The organism is Streptomyces sp. NPDC001599 (assembly GCF_042893535.1).
Classification (GTDB): Bacteria; Actinomycetota; Actinomycetes; order Streptomycetales; family Streptomycetaceae; genus Streptomyces.
Window position 1 is genome coordinate 291,808 of record NZ_JBIAVA010000009.1, and the last position, 22,159, is coordinate 313,966.

The following is a 22,159-nucleotide window of genomic DNA, read 5'->3' on the forward strand; positions in this document are numbered from 1 at the left end:
GTACGGGTGACGCCGATCAACCAGTGGCCAAGGCCGGTCCCCCCGGTTCGGGTCATGCGACGACCGCGGCCCGCACGCACAGCACGTCCGGCAGGTGGGAGGCCAACTGCCGCCAGCTGTCGCCGTCGTCGGCCGACGCGAACACCTCGCCGTTGCGGTTGCCGAAGTACACGCCCGCCTGCTCCGCGTCGTCCGTGGACAGCGCGTCGCGCAGCACCGTGCCGTAGTGGTCCTCCTGGGGCAGGCCCGCCGAGAGCGGCTCCCAGGTCTTGCCCGCGTCCGCCGTGCGGAAGACCCGGCACCGGTGGTCCGCGGGCACCCGGTCGGCGTCGGCGTTGATCGGGAAGACGTACGCCGTGTCGCCGCGGTGCGGGTGGGCGGCCACCGCGAAACCGAACGTGGAGGGCAGGCCCTCGCCGATGTCCGTCCAGTGCGCTCCGGCGTCGTCGCTGCGGTAGACCCCCCAGTGGTTCTGGAGGTACAGGCGGTCGGGGGTGGCCGCGTCGCGCGCGACCTTGTGCACGCACTGGCCGAACTCCGGGTCGGGGTCCGGCAGGAAGACGGCGGAGACGCCGGAGTTGGACGGCGCCCAGCTCGCGCCGCCGTCGGCGGTGCGGAAGACGCCCGCGGTCGAGACGGCGACCGTCACGGACCTGGGGTCGCGCGCGTCGGTGAGGACGGTGTGCAGCCCCTCGCCGCCGCCCGGCACCCACTTCGACCGTGTGGGGTGCTCCCACAGCGGGCGGACCAGCTCGAAGCTCTCACCACGGTCCTCCGAGCGGTACAGCGCCGCCGGTTCCGTGCCCGCGTACACCACGTCCGGCTCGGCGGCAGACGGGTGCAGCTGCCACACCCGCTCCAGGGAGGCGCCGGTGTCCTTGGGGAACCTGACGGCGGGCGCGGCCGGTTCGGTCCAGGTCCGGCCCAGGTCGTCGGAGTGGAACACCGACGGCCCCCAGTGCGCGCTGTCGCCGCCGGCCAGCAGCCGCGGGGTGTCGCCGCGGGTGTCGAGGGCGACGGAGTAGACCGCCTGTGCGTTGAAGTAGGGACTCTCGTCGAACTCCCAGGAGCCACCCCGCCGGCGCCCGATGAACAGGCCCTTGCGGGTGCCCACGGCGAGCAGTACCTCGGTCATGCCGATCACCTCCGCGGCGTCCTCGTCGACGCCTTCGTCTCGGACACGGGCCAGTCTGCACCCAGGCACTGACAGTCACCCCCGGAAGGAGTGTCGGCGCAGGTCAGAACGGTGGCGTCGGGTCCGGGGAGGTTTCTTGCCGCCGCCGGTTCAGCCCTCGCCCGGAAGGGCCCGCGCCAGGATCCCGTCGAGGTCGGCCGTGTCCGGCAGCGTGCCGAAGGCGTGCCCCCAGTCGCCGCCGAGCCGGGTGGCGCAGAAGGCGTCGGCGACGGCGGGCGGGGCATGCCGGACCAGGAGGGAGGCCTGGAGGGTGAGGGCCATCAGCTCCACCAGGCGGCGGGCGCCGGTCTCGGACGCCTCGGTGAGCCCCGCCCGAAGCCGGTCCGCAGCCGCGTCCAGCCGGGCGTCCGCCCCGCGCGCCAGGGACAGTTCACCGAAGAGCGCGTGCGCGGCGGCGGGGGAGCGGCCCAGCGCCCGCAGCACGTCGAGGGCGTTGACGTTTCCCGACCCCTCCCAGATCGACAGCAGTGGCGCCTCCCGGTAGTGGCGGGGCATGCCCGACTCCTCCACGTAGCCGTTGCCGCCCAGGCACTCCAGGGCCTCCGCGGTGAACGCCGGTCCCCGCTTGGTCACCCAGTACTTCCCGGCGGCGGTGGCGATCCGCCGGAACGCCGCCTCTCCCTCGTCGCCGCGCACGGCGCGGTCGGCCGCGCCGGCCAGCCGCAGGGTGAGCGTGGTCGCGGCCTCGGACTCCAGCGCGAGGTCGGCCAAGACGTTGCGCATCAGCGGCTGGTCCACCAGCCGGGCGCCGAAGGCGCTGCGGTGCCGTACATGGTGGCCGGCCTCGACGAGGGTCTTGCGCATCAGCGTCGCCGACGCCATCACACAGTCCAGCCGGGTGCAGTTGACCATCTCGATGATCGTCTTGACGCCCTGTCCCTCGGGCCCGACCAGCCAGGCCACCGTCCCGTCGAACTCGGGCTCCGAGGACGCGTTGGACCGGTTGCCGAGCTTGTCCTTCAGGCGCTGGACGCGGAAGGTGTTGCGGGTCCCGTCGGGCAGTACGCGGGGCACCAGGAAGCAGGACAGGCCCCCGGGCGCCTGCGCCAGCACCAGGAACACGTCGCACATCGGCGCCGACGTGAACCACTTGTGCCCGCGCAGCGTGTAGACGCCGGGCTCGGCGGTCGCGGTGGCCGTCGTGGTGTTCGTCCGGACGTCCGAGCCGCCCTGCTTCTCGGTCATCCCCATGCCGGCCAGCAGACCGCGCTTTTCCGTGGGTGTCCGCAGCCCCGGTTCGTACTCCCGGGAGGTCAGCAGCGGCTCGTAGACCTTCGCCAGCTCGGGCTGGGCACGCAGCGCGGGGACCGCCGCGTACGTCATCGAGGTCGGGCACCCGTGCCCCGCCTCCGTGTGACCCCAGACCAGCCCGCCGGCGGTCCGCGCGACGTGGGCGCCCGGCCGCCCGTCGGCCCACGGCGCCCCGGCCAGGCCCTCGCCGACGGCCACCCGCATCAGGTGGTGCCAGCTCGGGTGGTACTCGACCTCGTCGACCCGGTTGCCGTACCGGTCGTGGGTGCGCAGCACGGGCTCGTACCGGTTCGCGAGGTCGCCCCAGTCCTGCGCCTCCGCGCTGCCCGCCCGGCGGCCCAGCCGTCGCAAGCCGTCCTCGGCCCAGCCGGCGCCCTCCCGCCGCACGCCCTCCAGCAGGACCGTGTCGTCGGACGCGTCGTAGGGGGCCAGCGGAGGGGGCTGATTGGTGACGTCGTGCGTCGCGTACCCCTCGGGGCCGCCCCAGGGCTCCTCGGACGGCTCGTCGGACTCGTACGGCGGCTCCTGCGCGAGTGTCGTCATGATTCGAGTGTTGCACTATTCCTGCGGCCGTAGCAATAGTGCAACACCGTGGGCGCACGTACAGTACGTGCCCATGTGGACGAACGACACCCCCGCGCGCGGATGACCGCCTCCGAGGCCCCCGACGGGCTCGCGCTGCGTCCGCTGTCCGCGCGGTCGGTCGTTCTGAGCCTGCTGCTCGGCACCCATCCGCCGGAGCTGCCGGCGCGGGACCTGGTGCGGCTCGTGGAGGGGTTCGACGTCGGCGCCTCCACCGCGCGCGCGGCGCTGAGCCGGATGGCTGCCGCCGGGGACCTGTGCCGCACGGACACCGGCTACCGGCTCAGCGAGCGGCTGCTGGAGCGCCAGCGGCGCCAGGACGAGGCCCTGCGCCCGCACACGCGCGCGTGGGACGGCGACTGGGAGACGCTCGTGATCACCGCGACGGGGCGCGGTCCCGCCGCCCGTGCCGAGCTGCGGGCCGGGCTGACCGCCCTGCGTCTGGCCGAACTCCGCGAGGGCGTCTGGCTGCGCCCCGCCAACCTCGACCGCCCGCTGCCCGCGGCTCTCGACCGGGTGGCCGAGCGGCTCGTCTCCCGTCCCGAGGCCCCTGCCCGCGAACTGGCCGCGCGTCTGTGGCCGTTGGACGCCTGGGCGGACACGGCACGGGCGCTGCTCGCCCAGGTCGGCCGGGCCCGGCGCCCGGCCGGCCGGCTCACCGCCTTCGCGGCCGTCGTGCGCCACCTGCTCGCCGACCCGGTGCTGCCTTTGGAACTGCTCCCGCCCGACTGGCCGGGGACGGCTCTGCGGGACGCCTATGCGCGCTACCAGCGGGAGCAGTCCGGGCAGGTCCGGGCGCACGGCACCCGGACCTGACGCGTCACTTGTAGGTGATGTCGGACGAGGAGTACTTGCAGTAGGTGCCGTCGGCGCCGGAGCCGTTCGAGTCCGGCTCGTCGCCGTCGTCGTTGCCGATGTACTTCTGGCACGGGACGATCTTCTTGCTGCCGTCCCCGACGATCGTGATGTTGCGCAGGGTCGCGCTGTCGCCGTAGTTGGTGTTGATGCCGGCGATCCGGCCGCCCTTCCAGTTCACCTCGATGCCGCTGAGGTTGATGGTGCGCTTGTGCTGCGTCGAGCAGTTGCCGCAGGACCGGACGAAGGTGCCGAAGTTCTTGACGGCGAAGCCGGAGACGTTCAGTGTGCCGGCGCCGTTGAACTGGAACACCTTGTCGTCGGCCTCCTTGGCGCCGCCGCCGGAGACCGTGTAGACGTTCGACGACGAGGAGCCCCGGAAGGTCGCCGCGTCCTCGCCGACGTCCTCCCACCAGACGTTCTGGAGCGTGCAACTGCCCTCGCAGTGCACGCCGTCCGCGGCCGGGGCGCCGATGATCACGTTCTTCAGGACGGCGCCGGGGGCCAGTTCCAGGATCGGGCCCTGGTCCTCGTCCTGGCCGCCGGAGCCCAGGTCGCCGGTGCCGTACAGGCGCTTCATCCCGTAGTCCTTGGTGCCGGAGACCGAGATGGTGGAGGAGACGCCTTCGCTGCCGTTGGGGGTCGGCCAGGTGGCGGCCTGTGCCGAGGAGGCCCCGGAGGTCATGAGCATGCCAACCGAAAGGCCGAGTGCGCCCAGAGCGCCGGTCACCGCGCGCCGCGTGCGCGGTCGTGTCACAGGGGTCATGTTCTGGTCCCTTCCAAAGGGAGTGGGGGTGGAACGGAACATGTACGTGAACGTCGTGCGTCAACCTGACCGAGATCGCGAACGCGCGGCCACACTTGTGGGGAAGAGTGGAGCCGCGACGTTCGCGACGGTCATGCTGATGAACGGACCGTAGAGGGTAAGCGCTTTCTAGTCAACGCCTCGGGCGGCAGCCCGCCTCACATGCCCCAGCCGTACTGGTCCGGCATCCGGGCGTCCACGCCCAGCTCCCGCGCCGCGTGCTGGGCCCAGGACGGATGGCGCAGCAGCTCGCGGCCCAGCAGTACCGCGTCGGCCTCGCCGTTGGCCAGGATCTTCTCGGCCTGCTCGACCTCGGTGATCAGCCCGACGGCGGCGACCGGCAGCGTGGACCCGCCCTTCACGCGTGCGGCGAACGGGACCTGGTAGCCGGGCCCGGTCGGGATCCGGACGCGCGGGACGTTGCCGCCGGTGGACACGTCGAGCAGGTCGATGCCGTGTGCCTCGAGGTCGCGGGCGAAGCGGACGGTGTCGTCCGGCGTCCAGCCGCCCTCCTCCAGCCAGTCGGTCGCCGAGACGCGGAAGAACAGCGGCTTGTCGTCGGGCCAGACCTCCCGTACCGCGTCCACGACCTCCAGGGCGAACCTGGTGCGGTTCTCGTACGAGCCGCCGTAGGCGTCGGTGCGGTGGTTGGAGTGCGGCGACAGGAACTCGTGGACCAGGTAGCCGTGGGCGCCGTGGATCTCGGCGATCTCGAAGCCCGCGGCCAGTGCCCGGCGCGCGGCGTCCGCGAACCGGCGCACGACTTCCTGGATCTGCGGGACCGTCAGCTCGGTCGGCACCGGATGCCGCTCGTCGAACGCGAGCGCGCTCGGGGCCAGCGGCTGCCAGCCGTACGCGTCCGCCCCCACCGGCGCCCCGCCCTTCCAGGGCTGCGCGGTGGAGGCCTTCCGGCCCGCGTGGGCCAGCTGGACCGCCGGGACCGTGCCCTGGGAGCGCAGGAAGTCCGTGATCCGGCGGAACGCCTCGACCTGTGTGTCGTTCCAGAGCCCGAGGTCCTGCGGGGAGATGCGGCCCTCGGGCGACACGCCGGTGGCCTCCACGACGATCAGGCCGGTGCCTCCCACCGCGCGGGCGCCGTAGTGCGCGAAGTGCCAGTCGCCGGGCACGCCCGCCGACGGGCCTTCCGGTGCCGCGGAGTACTGGCACATCGGCGGCATCCAGATCCGGTTCGGGATCGTGGTGTCACGGAGCCGGAGGGGCTCGAAGAGGGCGCTCATGACGGGCTGCTCCTGGGTCGCGGCGGGTCGGGACGACTCGTACGGTAACTCTCGTAGTACGCCGGATGTCAAACTACGGCGACCTTCGTACAATGGGAACCCCTCCTGCAATGGGAACCCCTCCCGACCGGTGGGACCCCGGACGAACTGGAGTCGCCGTGACCCCTGCCGCCACTGCCGCCGGCACCCGCGAGCTGCCGCACCCGACGCGTGAGGAGATCCGGCTGGAGGGGGTGCTGCACGCGCTCTCCGACCCGGTGCGGCTGCGGATCGTGCGGGACCTCGCCGCCGACAGCGGCGCACTCTTCTCCTGCTCGCACTTCGACCTGCCGGTCACCAAGTCCACCACCACGTACCACTTCCGGGTGCTGCGCGAGAGCGGGGTGATCCGGCAGGCCTACCGGGGCACGGCCAAGATGAACGGCCTGCGCAGGGGCGATCTGGACATCGTGTTCCCCGGGCTGCTCGACGCCCTGCTGGACGCGGCCGCCCGCCAGGCCGCCGGGTCCCGCTGAGCTGACAGGGTGCCGCACCCGATGAACGAAGCGTGTTCCGTTCGTATGGAATGTGATCATTCGGTTACGTTGCGTATGTGCCCGAAGCATCCTTCGTTGATCGTTCTCTTCAGCTTTCCGACCGCTGTCCGGACGACGGTGAGATGTCCGTGCGGCACGCCTGGGTGGTGAGCGAGGGCTCCACCACGACCTCGTGGTTCGACGTCCGGCTGGCCTTCGCCGACGGCGCCCGGGTGGACGCGCTCGCCGTGCTGTCCGGTGCGGACGTGCGCGTCGAGGAGGTACGAGCCCGGCCGCCCCTGTCCCTCGACGACCTGGCCGTACTGGCCGAGTGGCTGGAGGATCCGCTCTTCGAGGCCTGCGTCGCGGCCCCCGCCTTCGGGGCTCCGGCCGTGTCGCGCCGGGCCCGGGCCGCGTGGCCCCGCGGGCGGGAGGGGCGCAGGCTCGTCGCCCAGGAGTACCGGACGGCCCGGGAAGCGGGCGGCGATCCGGTCCTCGCGGTGATGCGCGCGACCGGGCACAGCAGACGCAGGTCGCTCAGGCTGATCGGCCAGGCGCGCGACGAGGGGTTCCTGGCGCCCCGTCGCGCGCGCCGCTGAGACATCCCCGCGGGCACCTCCCGGCACCGGGCCTCCGCGTCGTCACAGCATCGCGCGCATGCGTGAGATCTCGCTCGTCTGCTGGGCGACCACGTCGTCCGCCATCTCCTCGATCAGCACGTTGTTGCCCTCGGACTTCACGTCCGTGGCCATGCTGATCGCCCCCTCGTGGTGAGTGATCATCAGGGTGAGGAAGAGCTGGTCGAAGGCCTTGCCCTCGGCCGCGCGCAGCTTCTTCAGCTGTGCCTCGGTCGCCATGCCCGGCATCGCGGCGTGGTCGTGACCGCCGCCCGTCACCTTCTCGCCGTGCGTCTCGAGCCAGCCCTCCATCGCCTTGATCTCCGGCCCCTGCGCGGCCGAGATCCGTTCCGCCAGCTTCTTGACCTGGCCGGACTCGGCCTGCTTCGGCGCCAGTTCGGTCATCTTCAGCGCCTGGGCGTGGTGCTGGATCATCATCCGCGCGTAGGAGACGTCCGCCGAGTTGGGGGAGTCGTCGTCGGCGCGCTGCTTCTCGGCGTCCTCGGCGGACAGGGTCCGGTTGCCCTCGCCCGGCTTGCCCGGCGCGATCACCGAGGGCCCGGCGGCGGCCGCCGAACCGGTGTCGGGTCCCGAGTCGCAGGCCCCCAGCCCGAGCACGGCCAGCGCGGTCAGCGAGGCCGTGACGAGTGACGCGCTGGACATCGCGGGGCGAAAGGACACAACGACCTCCTGTGGCTGCGGGTGCCCCTCCGGGTGGAGGGAGGCGGAGCACCTTGTGGGTGCGGTGACCGTCCTAGCACGCTTCCGCGCGTCACTGATCAAAAAACTTCATTGCGAGTTTGTTGCCCCCTGTTGGTATGTGCATGGCGAAGACGATACTGCGGGGTGCGTGAACCGTTCCGACGGGAACGGACGTTGGGAGGAAACAGTGACCCTGTTGAGCGACCCGCGAACGCGGCGCAGACGCCTGGGAGTCGCGGCTGCCGCCGCCGGACTCCTGTCCGCGCTGCTCACCGCCGGCCCGGCCGTGGCGACCCCCGACCCCGGGGACAGTCCGGCCACGTCGAAGGAGGTGTCCAAGAGTGCGCGCGCCGAGGTGCGCGACGCGATCGAGAGCGGCGACATACCCGGCCAGGACGAGATCGTCCACTCGGACAACATCGAGCACCTGACCAACATCCCCAAGGACGCACTGCCCGGCACCAACTCGGACCTGGCCTTCCAGGGCCGGTACGCCTTCGCAGGGAACTACGACGGCTTCCGCATCTTCGACATCAAGAACCCGAAGAAGCCGAGGACCGTCGCCCAGGTGCTGTGTCCCGGCTCGCAGAACGACATCTCCGTCTCCGGGGACCTGCTGTTCCTGTCGACCGACTCCTCGCGCAGCGACAGCAGTTGCAACAGCACCACACAGCCCGCGACCGAGAAGTCCTCCTGGGAGGGCATGAAGGTCTTCGACATCAGCGACAAGCGGAACCCGAAGTACGTCGCCGCCGTCGAGACCGCCTGCGGCTCGCACACCCACACGCTGGTGCCCGAGCGCAGGGACGTCTACATCTACGTCTCCTCGTACTCGCCGAACGCCGCCTACCCCGACTGCAAGCCGCCGCACGACGGGATCTCGGTGATCAAGGTGCCGCGCAAGGCACCCGAGCGGGCGGCCCTCGTGGGCTTCCCCGTGCTCTTCCCCGGTGAGGGCCCCGACGGCGGCGGCAACCCGGGCGGACCCACCAACCCGGGCGTCTCGAAGACCACCGGCTGCCACGACATCACCGTCCTGCCCTCCGAGGACCTGGCCGCCGGAGCCTGTATGGGCGACGGCATCCTGTTCTCCATCAAGGACCCCGAGCGCCCGAAGGTCATCGACCGCGTCCAGGACAACGTGAACTTCGCGTTCTGGCACTCGGCGACCTTCAACCAGAAGGCGAACAAGGTCGTGTTCACCGACGAGCTGGGCGGCGGCGGCGCCGCCACCTGCAACGCGGAGATCGGCCCGAACCGCGGCGCCGACGGCATCTACGACATCGTCGGCCGGGGCGACCACCGCAAGCTGGTCTTCCGCAGCTACTTCAAGATCCCGCGCCACCAGGCGGACACCGAGAACTGCGTGGCCCACAACGGCTCGCTGATCCCGGTCAAGGGCAAGGACATCATGGTCCAGGCCTGGTACCAGGGCGGCATCTCCGTCTGGGAGTTCACCGACTCCTCGCGGCCCAGGGAGATCGCCTACTTCGAGCGGGGTCCGCTGACCACCGACACGATGACCACCGGCGGTTCCTGGTCGGCGTACTACTACAACGGCTACATCTACTCGAACGACATCGCCAAGGGCTTCGACGTCCTCAAGCTCAGCGACCGGCGCACCGACCCGGCCAAGCGGGTCCACCTGCGGGAGCTCAACACGCAGACGCAGCCGGACTACTTCGACTGAGGACTCCGGCCCGTCGGGTCCTGCCGATCGGGTACACCGGTCGCGAAGAACCGCGACAGGTCCGGGTCGCACGTCGTCCCGCCGGGCGCTTCGGCGTCCGGCGGGACACCCAGCGTCCAGTCCAACCGGTAGCGCTCGAACAACTCGGCGCGCAGCTCCGGCACCGGCATCGGCACCCCGGGCACGAGAGCCGCGAAGACGGCACCCATCAGCTGTGCGCGCAGCATCGGGTAGTCGCGGTCCACGTCCCGCGAGCCGTGCCGGGCCACCGTGTCCCGCAGCAGCTCCGCCAGCCTCCGCTGCTCCGGGCAGGGCACGAAGCCCACCTCCGCCTGGAGCAGGCCCGCCATGTGCTGGCGCATGAGCACCGGCCGGTCCCGGGCGAGCCCCAGGATCGCGTCGATGGCCCGTGCCAGCCGCTCACGCCCGTCGGCGGTGCACGGCTCGCGCTCCAGGGCCTCCTCCAGGGTGCGGTGCATCAACCGGTGCACGGCGGACTGCACCAGCTGCCGCTTCCCGGGGAAGTAGTACGAGACCAGTCCCCGCGCGGAGCCCGCCCGGTCCGCGATGTCGCCCAGCGTGGTCGCGTCGTACCCGCGCTCGCCCACCAGCTCCACCGCGGCCTGCAGGAGACGCTCCTTCGAGCGCCGCCGCAATTCTTCATTGACCGAGGCGCTGCGCGGGGACATGCTGTACTCCTGCGTTGACTGGCTGCCAGCCAACTATACTCAACGCAGACGGAGCGGCCTCACGGGCCGCTCCGGCTACCGTCTGCCTCGGGCGACACGGGGGATCGTCCGAGGCGGACGGCACCACCCGGTGGTTGCCTCGGGCTACGTGCTCAGGTCCAGCACCGGCCGCAGTCCCGCCTGGCGCTCGGACACCGGCAGATGGTCGACGAAGTGCACCCCGCACCCGAGGGCCGCCGCGCCACCGTCCGCCCTCCGGTCGTCGCCGACCATCAGCGTTCGCTCCGGCTCCACGCCCAGCTCCGCGCAGGCGACGCCGAACAGCCGGGCGTCGGGCTTGCGGATGCCGTGCTCGTACGACAGGACGTACGTGTCCACGTACCGGTCGAGGCCGTGTGCGCGGAAGACCGGCCGCAGGTCCCAGCCGATGTTGCTGACCACCCCCACGGCGATTCCGCGCCCGCGCAACGCGCTCAGCACCTCGGCGGCGTCCGCGTAGGGACTCCACGCGTCCGGCGACATGTGCCGCTCGTACAGCACGTCGTGCAGGTCCGGGTCCGGCAGCGGCACCTGCCGGGAGAGCCCGGTGTACGCGGCCCGGTGCAGCGCGGGGCTGTGGTCGCGGACCTCCCACACCTCGGCGAGTTCCTCCGGAACCCGTAGCGGCGGTGCGCCGCCGGGCAGCGCTCCCACGCGCTCGAGAGCCTCGGCCGTCTCGGCCAACTCGGGCGCGGCAAGCTCCAGTCCGGCACCGTCGAGCGCCGCGCGCAGCCAGGCTTCGGTGGATTCGATCCGGAACAAGGTTCCGGAGAAGTCGAACAGAACGGCGGTCATGGACCGGATCCTAGGGGGCGACGGATGCGACAGGGGCGGCGCCGCGGTGCGGGCGGGAGCCGGACCGGGGCACCGCCGCGCCGCTCATCGATGCCCGCGCCGGTGCACCAGCACCGCGAGCGCCACGACCAGGCCGCCCAGGAGCCAGCCGCCGAGCACGTCCGTGGCCCAGTGGACGCCGAGCCACACCCGGGTCACGCCGACCCCGGCCACGGAGACCACGGCGACGGCCAGGCCGGTACGGCGCAGGGCGCGCCCCGCGTCGTAGTGGCGGAGCAGCCACACCAGCAGACCGCACACGAACGTCGCGGTCATGGCGTGCCCGGAGGGGAAGGCCGCGTAGTGCGCGGAGTCCACGGGGTCGGGCCAGACCGGGCGGGGGCGGTCCACCGCGGCCTTGAGGGCCTGTTGCAGCAGGCTGCCCAGCAGACACGTCGCTCCCAGCCACACGGCCGTCCACCGGTCCGCCCGGCGCCACCACAGCCACAGCACCACCACCGCACACAGCAGGCGCATCGTCCAGGTGTCCCACACCCAGTCGGTGAGGATCCGCATGGCGTGTGTGACGCCGCCTTCTTCGACCGCCCAGCGATGGGTCGTGCCGGCGATGTCCTCGTCGAGCCGCACCAACGGGCGCCATTCGACGGCCACCAGGGTGAGCAGGAGTACGGAGCACACGGTCAGTACCCAGGTGACACGGAGGGCGGTGCGTGGCTGCGGCGGGGCGGGCGGGGAGTCGACCGGCGGCGTCTGCATGCTGCGATCCTCGCCGAACGAGTGGCTCCGGGGCCAATGCCGTGGCGGGACAGGGTCTGGCCTAGCCCAACGCCCGCAGCCCCGGCGCGAACGCGAGCAGGACTGGGACCGCCGGTACCAGCGCGGCCGCTGCGGTCAGCCGCAGTCTGCGGCCCGCCGTCAGCCGGTTCGGCGGGGTGAGCAGGCGGTGCACTCGCTGCGGGACGTCGGCCCGGGCAGTCGGGCACGGACCGAAGACGCCGCGGTCCTCGTTGAGTTCGACCAGTGCCAGCGCGGTCGTCAGGCGGCCGAAACGGCGGGAGGCCACGTCGTCGGCGGCGAGTTCCACCAGGCGGTGCATCTCGTCGCGGAACCCGGCGAAGACCGGAACCTGCGGGAACCCGTCCGCCAGTGCGGCGGAGCAGTGCAGCAGCCAGTCGTGCCGCGCCTGCGCGTGGCCCTTCTCGTGGGCGAGCACCGCGTCCAGTTGCCGCCCCTCGAGGCGACGCAGGGCGGCGGTGGTGACCACCAGCTGCGGGGTGGCGCCGGGCAGCCACCAGGCGTCCGGCCGCTCGCCCTCCAGTACGACGAGCCGCCCCGGGCCGGGCTCCTCGCCGGGCAACAGCGGAGCGCGGTGCCGGAGTTCCGCGCGACGCAGCCGACGCCGGGCGCGGGCCCGTGCCACCTCCCGGGCCAGCATCAGCACGCTCCACAGTCCGCCGCAGGCCAGCGTGACGGCCGTCGTGTCCGCCCAGAGTCCGGACGTGCCCAGGGCGTAGGCCTCGACCACCGGACGGGGAGCGGTCGCGAAGACGGGTCCGCCCACCGCGTGCCAGGCCGCCGCCGCGCTCAACGTCATCGACAGCGCGCAGCACACGATCACCGCCGCGACCGCGCACTGCCAGACCCACAGGGCGACCACCGGTTCGCGATCCGGCCAGTCGGCCCGGGCGAGCAGCCTGGGGGCGAGCACGGCGGTCAGCGCACCGAGCAGCAGCAGTGCCGCGGGGAGAATCATGGGGGCAGCCTATGAGCGCCGCGCCGTCGGCAGTACGGCCCGACGCGCAAAGTGACGCAGGCAACGATTGCGCGCGGTGGACGCCGGGCAGCCCCGCTTCCGGTCGTCCGTGTCACAGGGGGAGCAGCATCGCCAGCATCGCGATCGCCATGGAGAGCCGGCAGGCCCGCGCCAGCTCCGGCCGGTCGCCCCACCCGGCCGCCGCACGGCCGGCGGCCCCCGCACCGCCCCCGGGTACGGGTGGTGCGCCCGGACCGCCCCCCGCCACCGCCACCGCCACCGCCACGACGGGTATCAGACGGACGCCGGTCAGCAGCACGTATCCCGTGAAGTAGAGCAGCAGCGCCCCCGTCAGCACCGGTGTGCCGGACGCGCCGTGCACGTGCCCGTGGGCGGGGGAGGCGGCCATCACCACCGCCATGTAGACCATCGCCGCGGCTCCCACGACGTGGTGCAGATGGTGGCGTCCCGACCGGGCCGCCCACAACGCCCGCAGTCCCGCGGCGCCGAACACCACCGCGTAGGCGGCCCAGACCCAGCCCGGCGGGGCGAGGACCGCCGCGGGCACGGCCATGGCGGCCATGCCGAACCCCATGAGTGCCTCGCCGCCCGCGGCCCGGCGCTGCTCCTCGACGCTGCTGCGCATCCGCAGCAGGCAGTAGGCACCGGTCGCCGCGCACAGCGCGACCAGCAGCCATCCGGGTGACGCCGGTCCGTGCACACGCACCTCCCCGTTCGGCGGTCCACGGTCTGTCAAGAACTGCCCGGGCCATGCGGCGCGCACGCGAGCGCAAGGGTGTACGCGGGGGCATCCGGGGGAGCGCGCGCCCCCACCGCGGTGGATCGTCGCTGGTCGGTGATGTGGACCGATGCGTCCTTGCATTTGATTTACAGGTAAAACACTGGTTAATCTTATCCGTATGAGCAGTGCGCCCCCCACCTCCGGCACCTCCCCGGCCCGACGTCTGTCCCTGGCAGGCGTGCTGCGCCTGCGCCGGCCCTCCGAGATCTGGTTCAAGCCCGCTCTGAGTTCGGTCGCCGCCGTCGCCCCTCCGAACCTCCTCCTGCTGGCGCTCGGCCGGCTCGACCTGGCGATGTACACGATGGCCGGGTCCCTGTGCGCGCTCTACGCCCACAACCGCCCCTACGCCGCCCGGGCCCGCACCCTGGCGTGGGTCGTGCTCGGCATGCTCGGCGGCGTCGCCGTCGCCCTGGTCACCGCCTCGCTCACCCGGAACGCCGTCGTCCTCGTGACCGTCGGCGCGCTGCTGGCCGCCGTGCAGAAGGCCCTGTGCGACGCCACCCGCGTCGGTCCGCCGGGCAACGTGGTCCTGACCTTCATCAGCTCCGCCGCCCTCTTCGTCCCGCAGACCCTCGGCCAGGTCCCCGGCCACCTGGCACTGGCCGCCGCCGCGGGCGCCTGGGCCTGGCTCGTCGGCATGGCACCCGCCCCGGTCCGTCCGCACGGTCCGGAACGCCGGGCCACCGCCCAGGCCCTGAACGCGGCCGCCGCGTACGCCGTCGCCTCCCGCGGCACCGGTGAGGGCGGCACCGGTGAGGGCGACGCCCACGCCGGTGCCCGCGCCGCCGGGTACGCCGCCGTACAGGCCGCCTGGCAGACGCTGCTGGCCCTGCCGTCCACGGGCGCCCGCGCCGCCACCCGGCACGCCCTGGAACGCCTCGTCGTCCGCGCCGAGGTCGCCCTCGCCGCCCCCGCCGACACCGACCCGGAGCGGTTGCGCGCCTGGGCCCACGCCCTGCGCGGCGGCGGCCGCATCCCCCGCACCGGCGACGCCCCGGGGGAGACCGACGAACTCCTCGGCGTGGACGCCGAACTCGCCGCCCGCCCCGCGCCCCTGTGGCAGCGGCTCGGCCCGCTGACCCCGATCGCCGCCCGCACCGCCCTCGGCTGCGCGCTGGCCGGGTACGCCTCCCTCGCCCTCGGCATCGGCCGCCCCTACTGGGCCCTGGTCACCGCCGCCGCGCTCTACCAGGCCAACGTCACCCTCACCTGGAGCCGGGCCGTGCAGCGCGTGGTCGGCAACCTCGCCGGAGTGCTGCTCTTCGCCGCCATAGCCCCGCTCGCCCACCTCGGGCAGGCGCTGCTCGTCCTGTGCTGCCTCGCCCTCAACTTCGGCGCCGAGGCCCTCATCACCCGCAACTACTGGCTCGGCAGCGTCTGCGTGACCCCGATGGCCCTGCTCGTCACCGAGTTCGCCGGGTACCAGGCCCCCGGCGACCTGATGACCGAGCGGGCCGTGGACACCCTCGTCGGGGCCCTGGTCGGCTTCCTCGCCGCCGTCGTCGTCACCAACCGGCGCGCCGGGAACCGCGTCGGACAGGCGGTGACCGCGGCCGACCGGGCCCGGGAGCGCGCCGCGCGCCTCCTCGCCGAGCCCGCCCCCGCCCCCGGCGCCCTGGAGGCCGCGCGCCGTGGCCTGGCCGCCGCGCTGACCGACCTGCGGGCCACCGCCGACGGGGCGGCCGGCGAATGGTGGGGACGCGCACTGCCCCAGGAGAGGGTCGTGCTCGCCGAGCAGGCCGGACACCGTACGCTCGCCGAGGCGGTGCGACGCCAGGCAACGCGTCCGGACCGGGGCGCGCGCACGAGAACGGAGGACGTACGGCCATGACCGCAACCGACGGGGGAGCGCACGACGGGGGAGCCGGGCCCGGGGCCGGTGACGGCGGGACCGGGCCGGGCGGGGACACCGTGGCCGCGGTCGTACGTCAGTGGCGTGCCGTCCACCCGGACCTCGACACCGGGCCGATGGAGATCATCGGCCGGATCAACCGCTGCGCCGCCCTCCTGCAACAGGCCGAGGACGCGCCGCTGCGCCGGGCGGGCCTCAGCCGTGCGGAGTTCGACCTGCTCGGCGCGCTGCGCCGCACCGGGCACGAGCTGACTCCCGGGGAGCTGGCCCGGGAGACCTTCTCCTCCGGCGCGGCCGTGACCAAGCGCCTCAAGCAGCTCACCGAGCGCGGCCTCGTCGAGCGGCGCGGCGACACCCGCGACCGCCGGGTCGCCCACGTCCGCCTCACGGACGCCGGACGCGACCTCGTCGACGGCATCCTGCCCGAACAGCTCGCCTACGAGTCGGCCGTGCTGTCCGGCGTGGCCGGGGCGCGGCAGGGCGAGCTGGCGGCGCTCCTCGGCGGTCTCCTCGGCCAGCTGGAGGGACGGCTGGACGCGCTGCGGGCCTGAGCGCGCCGCGAAGAGTACGGCCTTGCGCGCACCGGGCGGATCAGCGCTCGTCGCCCGCCCGGTACACGCCGAACATCGCGCCCTGCGGGTCCCGCAGCACCGCGATGCGCGGCCCGTCGGGGACGGAGGTCGGCTCCATGAGCACGGTGCCGCCGCCGTCCGTCGTGTCGACCGCGACGGTGTTCACGTCCGCCACCGCGAAATACGGCAGCCAGTGCGCCGGCACCTCGTGCGGGAACTTGTCGTCCATCGTCACCATGCCGCCGAAGTCCGCCCCGTCGATCCCCCACTGCGGATAGCGGTCCGAGGCGCCGACGCTCCAGCCGAACACCGTCGTGTAGAAGTCGGCGGCCCGGTCGGGCTCCCGGGTCAGCAGCTCCACCCAGCCCAGCGAGCCGGGCGCGTTGAACAGCCCGGCCCCCTGGAACGAGCGTCCCTGCCACAACTGGAACACGGCCCCGGTCGGATCGGCGGCCACCGCGAACCGGCCCGAGTCGAAGACGTCCGCGGGCCCCTGGAGAGCCACCCCGCCGGCCGCCGTCACCTGCCGTACGGCCGCGTCCGCGTCGCGCACGGCGAACGACACGTTCCACGCCACCGGCTGCCCCTGCTGATACAGCGGAGTCAGGGCGGCGACCGGCGCGTCGTCGATCCGGGCGATCGTGTGGCCACCCGCCTGCTGCCGCGGGTCCGTCTCGGGACGCCAGCCGAACAGCTTCGTGTAGAACCGCTTGGCCGCTTCCAGGTCGGTGGTCCCCAGCTCCGCCCAGCAGGGCCCGCCGGTCACCGGTTCGTGGAGCTTCATCGTGCTGGCGTCCTTCCGCCGGGGCCGCAGACCGTCCGTCCCCCTCCAGCACGCTAAGGCCGGGCCGGGGCCGCGGCCATCCGGCACGTACGCACCCCGGTCACGGTGCCCGTCCGCCGGCTCAGATCCCGGGCCGGTAGCGCAGCGGATGCTCCGCGGGCACCTCCACCAGCACGATCCGGGTGCCGTCCGGGTCCGCGATCCACATCTCCACCAGCCCCCACGGCTCCTTGACCGGCGGTCGCACGATCTCGACCCCCTTGGCACCCAGTTCCTCGTGGGCCGCCGCCGCGTCCTCGACCTGGAGCCACAGGGCGAGCCCGGGGGCGAGGGGGGCGTCGGAGCGCCCGGAGACCTCCAGGAAACCGCCGCCGAGAAAGTAGACGGTGCCCCGCTCCGGACCGGTGCCGAACTCCCGGTGGACGGCGAGGCCGAGCTGTTCGCCGTAGAAGGCGCGGGAGCGGTCGGGGTCGGTGGGGCGGAGCAGGGTCCGGCTGCTGAGTACGTGCACCATGCGTCCCGACCCTAGTGGCGGCCTTCGACGGCGTTACGCTCATCGGTGCCCGCGCCGTGCCCGAGACCGAACCGGAGACGCCCCCATGGCCACCGCCGACAGCCCACTGACCTACCGTGACGCCACCGACGCCGACGTGGACGCGATCGTGGCGCTCATAGAGTCCGCGTACCGCGGTGACTCCAGCCGGGCCGGGTGGACCACCGAGGCGGACATCCTCCAGGGGCAGCGCACCGATCCGCAGGGCGTGCTGGAGGTCGTCAAGGCGCCGGACAGCCGCCTGCTGACGGTGGAGCGGGAGGGCAGGATCGTGGCCTGCTGCCAGCTCGAGCACCGCGGGGCGCACGCCTACTTCGGGATGTTCGCCGTCAGCCCGGCGCTCCAGGGCGGGGGACTGGGCAGGGCGATCATCGCGGAGGCCGAGCGGCAGGCGCGCGAGACGTGGGGCGTCACGGAGATGCACATGACCGTGATCTCCGTGCGCGAGGACCTGATCGCCTGGTACGAGCGCCGCGGCTACCGCCGCACGGGAAAGACGACCCCCTTCCCGTACGGCGACGAGCGCTTCGGCATCCCGCAGCGCGACGACCTCCGCTTCGAGCTGCTGGTCAAGCCGCTGGTGTGACGCGGGTCCGCCGGATCCTGCCGCTCAGCCCGCTCAGCCCGCTCAGCCCGCTCAGCCCGCTCAGCCCGCTCAGGCGGTGAAGCGGCCGGTGCGTTTGATCTCGGGGTAGTCGGTCGTCGCGCCGTCCAGGCCCAGGGCGCGCACCAGTCGCAGGTGGTCCTGGGTGTTCACGGTCCAGGAGAAGACCCGCAGTCCCGCCTTGCGGGCCTTCCGCACGATCTCCAGCGTGACCCTGTTGATGTCCAGGCACAGGGTCTTGGCACCCGCCTTCACGGCGCGGTCCACGACCTCGGGGCCGTAGTACTGCGCGACCAGGGCGGTCCGCACCCCCGGCACCAGCCGGGCGATCTCGACGATGGCCTCGTCGTGGAACGAGATCACCTCCACCCGGTCCACCAGGTCCCGGCGGAGCATCACGTCGGCGAGGAGGCGCGCGGCCGCCGCGTCCTTGATCTCGGCCTGCAACGGCACCGAGACGGCGTCCAGCACCTCCTCGAAGACCGGGATCCGCTCCCCGCGGCCGGCGTCGAGGGCGCGCAGTTCCTCGAGGGTCTTGTCGGCGATCGCACCGGTGCCGTCGGTGGTGCGGTCCACGTCGGCGTCGTGCATGACGACGAGCGCGCCGTCCTTGCTCAGGTGCAGGTCCAGTTCGACGACGTCGAGGCCGGCCTGCTCGGCGGCGACGAAGGAGCGCAGGGTGTTCTCGGGTTCGACACCCATCGCTCCGCGGTGACCGATGGTGAGGAAGTTCAAGGCTCGACTCGCTTCCGTCGACGTCGGCGTGGGCAGGGCGGCAGCCTAACGGCCCTGCGGGACCGTTTCCCCCGTGCCGCGCCGGGTATACGAACCCGGCGCTCGACAGGAAAAAATGCGGCGAAGCCCGGGGTGAGGCAGGATAATTTACGGAGTCGCCCCTTGATTGGAGAAACGTCGTATGCCTACGGTGTCTTGACGCAAGCTTCTCCCGTGGAGGATGGGACATGACGGAAATTCTTGTGCAGGTGGGTGCGGAGGAGAACGTTCCTCCGGCGAGCAGGGTGGTGGAGCACCCGGCGTGGCCCGTGCTCAAGGATGCCGTGGAGCGGATCCGGCCATGGCAGTCCAAGGACGGGTCGATCGACTTCGACGCCGAGGGCGCCCCCGAGCGGGCCGCCGCCGAGGACGCCGTACGCAGCGTGACCGAGGCCGTGCGCGAGCTGTCCCCGCTGCTGCCGCACGACCGCGCCTACCACGAGGCCCTGGTGACCGACCTCGGCCGCTGGGCCGACGGCGGCTTCGAGGTGCCCGACTTCCTGGACTCGCTGCTGGCCTTCCAGCCCGCCGCCAACCGCGCGGACGGCCTCCAGCACCTGGTCGTCTTCCCGATGTACACGCAGAACGGCAACCCGGACCGCAACCTCGAAGCGGTCGTGCTGCGCATGGTCTGGCCCGACTGGCTGGCCGAACTGGAGCGCACCCGCTACGACAACCCGCTCTTCTGCGGCATCACCTTCGAGGACTTCACGGCCGGCTACGACACCAACTCCGCCGTCCTCTTCCCGGAGACCATCGCCGTGCGCGAGGCCCCCGAGCGCTTCTCCTGGGGCGGCATCTTCTGCGACCGCGAGGCCGCCCGCTTCCGCCGCGTCACCGAGGCCGCCGTGGATCTGCTGGGCCTGGAGCTGCCCGAGGACGTCGCCGCCATGGTCGACGACCAGAAGCGCTGCGAGGAGGCGTTCGTCCTGTGGGACATGGTCCACGACCGTACCCACAGCCACGGCGACCTGCCCTTCGACCCGTTCATGATCAAGCAGCGCCAGCCGTTCTGGATGTACGGCCTGGAGGAGCTGCGCTGCGACCTCACCGCCTTCAAGGAGGCCGTGAAGCTGGAGGCGGACGGCGTTCCGCAGGCCCGCGACGTGCAGTACGCGGTGCTCTTCGACCGCATGTTCCGCTTCCCCGTGACCGGCGAGCGGGTGCGCAACTACGACGGCCTCGGCGGCCAGCTGCTCTTCGCCTACCTGCACAAGCACGACGTCGTCCGCTGGACCGACAACAAGCTCTTCATCGACTGGCAGCGCGCCCCGCAGGTCACCAACCAGCTGTGCGCCGAGATCGAGAAGCTCTACCGGGACGGCATCGACCGCCCGAAGATCGTCCACTGGTTCGCCGGCTACGAGCTGGTCTCCACCTACCTCGCCCCGCACCCGGGCTCGAAGTGGGCCAAGGGCCCCGACGCCCTGGACCTGACGCTGCCGCCGCGCAAACTCGTGGACGACGTGCTTCCGGACGAGTTTCCGCTGAGCATGTTCTACGAGGCCCTGTCCAAGAAGCTGAAGAAGGTGATCGCCTCGACCCGGGGCATCACCGCGGCCGCGGACGGCGCCGAGCGGGCCGCCGCGTGAGCGACGGCGGCGGCACGCACGAACAGGCACGGCAGGCACAGGCTCAGCAGGCTCGGGAGGCGAGGACCATGGGGAACGGGGCGCTCGACGGCGCGGTGATCGCGGTGGCCGGGGCGGGCGGACCCGCCGGACGGGCCGCGCTGCTGCGGCTCGCCGAGGCGGGTGCGACCGTCGTCGGCGCGGACAACGACCCGGAGCGGCTCGCCGAGGCGGTGGACGCGGCCCGCTACGCGCACGGCGGCGCCACCGTCACCGGCGAGACCGTCGACCTGCTGGACCCGGACTCCACCCGGGCCTGGGCCGACCGTACCGAGAAGGAGTTCGGCCACGTCGACGGCATGGTCCACCTCGTGGGCGGCTGGCGCGGCAGCAAGACCTTCACCAAGACCGAACTCGGCGACTGGGACCTCCTGGAGAAGCTGCTCGTCCGCACCGTGCAGCACACCTCCCTCGCCTTCCACGAGGCGCTCCAGCGCAGCGCCCGCGGCCGCTACGTCCTGATCAGCGCCGCCGGCGCGTCCAGCCCCACCGCGGGCAACGCCGCCTACTCGGCCGCCAAGGCCGCCGCCGAGGCGTGGACGCTGGCCATGGCGGACTACTTCCGCAAGGCGGGGGGCGAGCAGGGACCGACGTCGGCGGCTGCGATCCTGGTGGTCAAGGCGTTGGTGCACGACGCGATGCGCGCCGAGCGCCCCAACGCGAAGTTCGCGGGCTTCACGGACGTGCGTGACCTCGCCGATGCCGTCGCAGGCGTCTGGGACAAGCCCGCCGCGGAAGTGAACGGAAACCGTCTGTGGCTGACCGAGAAGCCGTGAACCCCCCGAAGACCGACGCGCGTCGCCATCACGACCCCGAGGTCCGCGGTTTCGCCAGTGACAACTACGCCGGGGCCCACCCGGAGGTGCTCGCCGCCCTGGCCCTGGCCAACGGCGGACACCAGGTCGCGTACGGCGAGGACGACTACACCGAGAACCTCCAGCGCGTGATCCGCAGCCACTTCGGCTCCGGCGCCGAGGCGTTCCCGGTCTTCAACGGCACCGGCGCCAACGTCGTCGCGCTCCAGGCGGTCACCGACCGCTGGGGCGCGGTGATCTGCGCCGAGAGCGCGCACATCAACGTCGACGAGGGCGGCGCCCCCGAGCGCATGGGCGGCCTCAAGCTGCTCACCGTCCCCACCCCCGACGGCAAGCTCACGCCCGACCTGATCGACCGGCAGGCGTACGGCTGGGACGACGAGCACCGCGCGATGCCGCAGGTCGTCTCGATCACCCAGAGCACCGAGCTGGGCACCCTCTACACGCCCGACGAGATCCGCGCCATCTGCGAGCACGCCCACGCGCACGGCATGAGGGTGCACCTGGACGGCTCCCGGATAGCCAACGCCGCCGCCTCGCTGGACGTCCCCATGCGCACGTTCACCAACGCGGTCGGCGTCGACCTGCTCTCGCTCGGCGGCACCAAGAACGGGGCGCTGTTCGGCGAGGCGGTCGTGGTCCTGAACCAGGACGCCGTGCGCCACATGAAGCACCTGCGCAAGCTGTCCATGCAGCTCGCCTCCAAGATGCGCTTCGTGTCCGTGCAGCTGGAGGCACTCCTGGCCAAGGACCTGTGGCTGCGCAACGCCCGGCACTCCAACGAGATGGCCCAGCGCCTGGCCGAGGGCGTGCGCGCCGTGCACGGCGTGGAGATCCTCTACCCGGTGCAGGCCAACGCGGTCTTCGCCCGGCTGCCGCACGAGGTGAGCGAGCGCCTGCAGAAGCGGTTCCGCTTCTACTTCTGGGACGAGGCCGCCGGTGACGTGCGCTGGATGTGCGCCTTCGACACCACCGAGGACGACGTCGACGCGTTCGTGGCCGCGCTGAAGGAGGAGACGGCGCGCTGACGGGAGCACCTCCCGAGA

23 protein-coding genes are annotated in these 22,159 nt (G+C 72.6%); 10 read left to right on the forward strand and 13 right to left on the reverse strand.

What is annotated here, in order from left to right; translation table 11 throughout:
* Positions 1-52: 52 nt before the first annotated feature.
* A complete protein-coding gene (locus tag ACFYZ3_RS24050) occupies positions 53-1,204 on the reverse strand; it encodes a WD40/YVTN/BNR-like repeat-containing protein (RefSeq protein WP_388521252.1) in 1,152 nt (383 codons plus the stop codon).
* Between the two features lie 81 nt (positions 1,205-1,285).
* Positions 1,286-2,989: a DNA alkylation response protein gene (locus ACFYZ3_RS24055; protein WP_388521256.1), complete on the reverse strand. Its 1,704-nt coding sequence runs from the start codon at positions 2,987-2,989 to the stop codon at positions 1,286-1,288.
* 102 nt (positions 2,990-3,091) lie between these two features.
* Here ACFYZ3_RS24055 and ACFYZ3_RS24060 point away from each other — a divergent pair, with 102 nt between their 5' ends.
* On the forward strand, positions 3,092-3,844 hold the full coding sequence (locus tag ACFYZ3_RS24060; RefSeq protein ID WP_388521532.1) for a PaaX family transcriptional regulator C-terminal domain-containing protein: 753 nt from the start codon (positions 3,092-3,094) through the stop codon (positions 3,842-3,844).
* A gap of 4 nt (positions 3,845-3,848) precedes the next feature.
* On the opposite strand, the gene ACFYZ3_RS24065 is transcribed toward ACFYZ3_RS24060, so the two are convergent.
* Positions 3,849-4,649 carry a pectate lyase gene (locus tag ACFYZ3_RS24065; RefSeq protein WP_388521259.1) on the reverse strand — a complete coding sequence of 267 codons (801 nt, stop codon included), beginning with the start codon at positions 4,647-4,649 and terminating at the stop codon, positions 3,849-3,851.
* Between the two features lie 197 nt (positions 4,650-4,846).
* The gene (locus tag ACFYZ3_RS24070; RefSeq protein ID WP_388521262.1) at positions 4,847-5,926 is read right to left on the reverse strand and encodes an NADH:flavin oxidoreductase/NADH oxidase; all 1,080 of its coding nucleotides are present in this window, start codon (positions 5,924-5,926) and stop codon (positions 4,847-4,849) included.
* Between the two features lie 158 nt (positions 5,927-6,084).
* Between ACFYZ3_RS24070 and ACFYZ3_RS24075 the strand changes: the two genes are divergently transcribed.
* Both ACFYZ3_RS24075 and ACFYZ3_RS24080 read left to right on the forward strand, forming a co-directional pair.
* Positions 6,085-6,441 carry an ArsR/SmtB family transcription factor gene (locus tag ACFYZ3_RS24075; protein WP_388521265.1) on the forward strand — a complete coding sequence of 119 codons (357 nt, stop codon included), beginning with the start codon at positions 6,085-6,087 and terminating at the stop codon, positions 6,439-6,441.
* A gap of 143 nt (positions 6,442-6,584) precedes the next feature.
* Entirely contained in the window at positions 6,585-7,040 is a 456-nt protein-coding gene (locus ACFYZ3_RS24080) for a DUF6214 family protein (RefSeq protein WP_388521267.1), read from the forward strand.
* Between the two features lie 42 nt (positions 7,041-7,082).
* Here ACFYZ3_RS24080 and ACFYZ3_RS24085 read toward each other — a convergent pair whose 3' ends face one another.
* Positions 7,083-7,739 (reverse strand): DUF305 domain-containing protein, encoded by a 657-nt coding sequence (locus ACFYZ3_RS24085; protein WP_388521270.1) that lies wholly within the window; start codon positions 7,737-7,739, stop codon positions 7,083-7,085.
* Positions 7,740-7,947: 208 nt separating this feature from the next.
* Here ACFYZ3_RS24085 and ACFYZ3_RS24090 point away from each other — a divergent pair, with 208 nt between their 5' ends.
* Positions 7,948-9,450, forward strand: coding sequence for an LVIVD repeat-containing protein (locus tag ACFYZ3_RS24090; protein ID WP_388521273.1), 1,503 nt, complete (start codon positions 7,948-7,950; stop codon positions 9,448-9,450).
* Here the strand turns inward: ACFYZ3_RS24090 and ACFYZ3_RS24095 are convergent.
* From ACFYZ3_RS24095 to ACFYZ3_RS24115, 5 genes are all read right to left on the reverse strand, one after another.
* Positions 9,438-10,139, reverse strand: coding sequence for a TetR/AcrR family transcriptional regulator (locus ACFYZ3_RS24095; RefSeq protein WP_388521275.1), 702 nt, complete (start codon positions 10,137-10,139; stop codon positions 9,438-9,440). The genes ACFYZ3_RS24090 and ACFYZ3_RS24095 overlap by 13 nt on opposite strands.
* 144 nt (positions 10,140-10,283) lie before the next feature.
* Positions 10,284-10,973, reverse strand: coding sequence for an HAD family hydrolase (locus tag ACFYZ3_RS24100; protein WP_388521278.1), 690 nt, complete (start codon positions 10,971-10,973; stop codon positions 10,284-10,286).
* Between the two features lie 84 nt (positions 10,974-11,057).
* Positions 11,058-11,729, reverse strand: coding sequence for a phosphatase PAP2 family protein (locus ACFYZ3_RS24105; protein WP_388521281.1), 672 nt, complete (start codon positions 11,727-11,729; stop codon positions 11,058-11,060).
* A 61-nt stretch (positions 11,730-11,790) separates the two neighbouring features.
* Positions 11,791-12,726 (reverse strand): M56 family metallopeptidase, encoded by a 936-nt coding sequence (locus ACFYZ3_RS24110; protein ID WP_388521284.1) that lies wholly within the window; start codon positions 12,724-12,726, stop codon positions 11,791-11,793.
* 112 nt (positions 12,727-12,838) lie between these two features.
* Positions 12,839-13,447: a DUF5134 domain-containing protein gene (locus ACFYZ3_RS24115; protein ID WP_388521287.1), complete on the reverse strand. Its 609-nt coding sequence runs from the start codon at positions 13,445-13,447 to the stop codon at positions 12,839-12,841.
* A 199-nt stretch (positions 13,448-13,646) separates the two neighbouring features.
* Here ACFYZ3_RS24115 and ACFYZ3_RS24120 point away from each other — a divergent pair, with 199 nt between their 5' ends.
* Together ACFYZ3_RS24120 and ACFYZ3_RS24125 are read left to right on the forward strand one after the other, a co-directional pair.
* A complete protein-coding gene (locus ACFYZ3_RS24120; RefSeq protein WP_388521290.1) occupies positions 13,647-15,359 on the forward strand; it encodes an FUSC family protein in 1,713 nt (570 codons plus the stop codon).
* Complete coding sequence (locus tag ACFYZ3_RS24125) at positions 15,356-15,931, forward strand: MarR family winged helix-turn-helix transcriptional regulator (RefSeq protein WP_388521293.1); 576 nt, start codon at positions 15,356-15,358, stop codon at positions 15,929-15,931. Before ACFYZ3_RS24120 ends, ACFYZ3_RS24125 begins: the two co-directional genes overlap by 4 nt.
* A 40-nt stretch (positions 15,932-15,971) precedes the next feature.
* On the opposite strand, the gene ACFYZ3_RS24130 is transcribed toward ACFYZ3_RS24125, so the two are convergent.
* Together ACFYZ3_RS24130 and ACFYZ3_RS24135 are read right to left on the reverse strand one after the other, a co-directional pair.
* Positions 15,972-16,736, reverse strand: coding sequence for a VOC family protein (locus ACFYZ3_RS24130; RefSeq protein WP_388521296.1), 765 nt, complete (start codon positions 16,734-16,736; stop codon positions 15,972-15,974).
* Between the two features lie 121 nt (positions 16,737-16,857).
* Positions 16,858-17,250, reverse strand: coding sequence for a VOC family protein (locus ACFYZ3_RS24135; protein WP_388521299.1), 393 nt, complete (start codon positions 17,248-17,250; stop codon positions 16,858-16,860).
* A gap of 85 nt (positions 17,251-17,335) precedes the next feature.
* Here ACFYZ3_RS24135 and ACFYZ3_RS24140 point away from each other — a divergent pair, with 85 nt between their 5' ends.
* Complete coding sequence (locus ACFYZ3_RS24140) at positions 17,336-17,875, forward strand: GNAT family N-acetyltransferase (protein WP_388521302.1); 540 nt, start codon at positions 17,336-17,338, stop codon at positions 17,873-17,875.
* 69 nt (positions 17,876-17,944) lie between these two features.
* Here the strand turns inward: ACFYZ3_RS24140 and ACFYZ3_RS24145 are convergent, their stop codons facing one another.
* Complete coding sequence (locus ACFYZ3_RS24145; protein WP_356864846.1) at positions 17,945-18,628, reverse strand: glycerophosphodiester phosphodiesterase family protein; 684 nt, start codon at positions 18,626-18,628, stop codon at positions 17,945-17,947.
* A 227-nt stretch (positions 18,629-18,855) separates the two neighbouring features.
* Here ACFYZ3_RS24145 and ACFYZ3_RS24150 point away from each other — a divergent pair, with 227 nt between their 5' ends.
* From ACFYZ3_RS24150 to ACFYZ3_RS24160, 3 genes are all read left to right on the forward strand, one after another.
* Positions 18,856-20,259 carry a DUF6421 family protein gene (locus ACFYZ3_RS24150; RefSeq protein WP_388521306.1) on the forward strand — a complete coding sequence of 468 codons (1,404 nt, stop codon included), beginning with the start codon at positions 18,856-18,858 and terminating at the stop codon, positions 20,257-20,259.
* Between the two features lie 68 nt (positions 20,260-20,327).
* Positions 20,328-21,074, forward strand: a complete 747-nt coding sequence (locus tag ACFYZ3_RS24155) for an SDR family NAD(P)-dependent oxidoreductase (RefSeq protein WP_388521309.1) — start codon at positions 20,328-20,330, stop codon at positions 21,072-21,074.
* Positions 21,071-22,141, forward strand: coding sequence for a threonine aldolase family protein (locus tag ACFYZ3_RS24160; protein ID WP_388521312.1), 1,071 nt, complete (start codon positions 21,071-21,073; stop codon positions 22,139-22,141). Before ACFYZ3_RS24155 ends, ACFYZ3_RS24160 begins: the two co-directional genes overlap by 4 nt.
* Positions 22,142-22,159 lie beyond the last annotated feature (18 nt).

Coding starts and splice junctions, on each gene's coding strand:
- ACFYZ3_RS24095 (WP_388521275.1), bottom strand. CDS start 10,139: ATGTCCCCGCGCAGCGCCTCGGTCAATGAAGAATTGCGGCGGCGCTCG.
- ACFYZ3_RS24125 (WP_388521293.1), top strand. CDS start 15,356: ATGACCGCAACCGACGGGGGAGCGCACGACGGGGGAGCCGGGCCCGGG.
- ACFYZ3_RS24155 (WP_388521309.1), top strand. CDS start 20,328: ATGGGGAACGGGGCGCTCGACGGCGCGGTGATCGCGGTGGCCGGGGCG.
- ACFYZ3_RS24110 (WP_388521284.1), bottom strand. CDS start 12,726: ATGATTCTCCCCGCGGCACTGCTGCTGCTCGGTGCGCTGACCGCCGTG.
- ACFYZ3_RS24135 (WP_388521299.1), bottom strand. CDS start 17,250: ATGGTGCACGTACTCAGCAGCCGGACCCTGCTCCGCCCCACCGACCCC.
- ACFYZ3_RS24100 (WP_388521278.1), bottom strand. CDS start 10,973: ATGACCGCCGTTCTGTTCGACTTCTCCGGAACCTTGTTCCGGATCGAA.
- ACFYZ3_RS24060 (WP_388521532.1), top strand. CDS start 3,092: ATGACCGCCTCCGAGGCCCCCGACGGGCTCGCGCTGCGTCCGCTGTCC.
- ACFYZ3_RS24150 (WP_388521306.1), top strand. CDS start 18,856: ATGACGGAAATTCTTGTGCAGGTGGGTGCGGAGGAGAACGTTCCTCCG.
- ACFYZ3_RS24120 (WP_388521290.1), top strand. CDS start 13,647: ATGAGCAGTGCGCCCCCCACCTCCGGCACCTCCCCGGCCCGACGTCTG.
- ACFYZ3_RS24140 (WP_388521302.1), top strand. CDS start 17,336: ATGGCCACCGCCGACAGCCCACTGACCTACCGTGACGCCACCGACGCC.
- ACFYZ3_RS24105 (WP_388521281.1), bottom strand. CDS start 11,729: ATGCAGACGCCGCCGGTCGACTCCCCGCCCGCCCCGCCGCAGCCACGC.
- ACFYZ3_RS24065 (WP_388521259.1), bottom strand. CDS start 4,649: ATGACCCCTGTGACACGACCGCGCACGCGGCGCGCGGTGACCGGCGCT.
- ACFYZ3_RS24080 (WP_388521267.1), top strand. CDS start 6,585: ATGTCCGTGCGGCACGCCTGGGTGGTGAGCGAGGGCTCCACCACGACC.
- ACFYZ3_RS24130 (WP_388521296.1), bottom strand. CDS start 16,736: ATGAAGCTCCACGAACCGGTGACCGGCGGGCCCTGCTGGGCGGAGCTG.
- ACFYZ3_RS24055 (WP_388521256.1), bottom strand. CDS start 2,989: ATGACGACACTCGCGCAGGAGCCGCCGTACGAGTCCGACGAGCCGTCC.
- ACFYZ3_RS24070 (WP_388521262.1), bottom strand. CDS start 5,926: ATGAGCGCCCTCTTCGAGCCCCTCCGGCTCCGTGACACCACGATCCCG.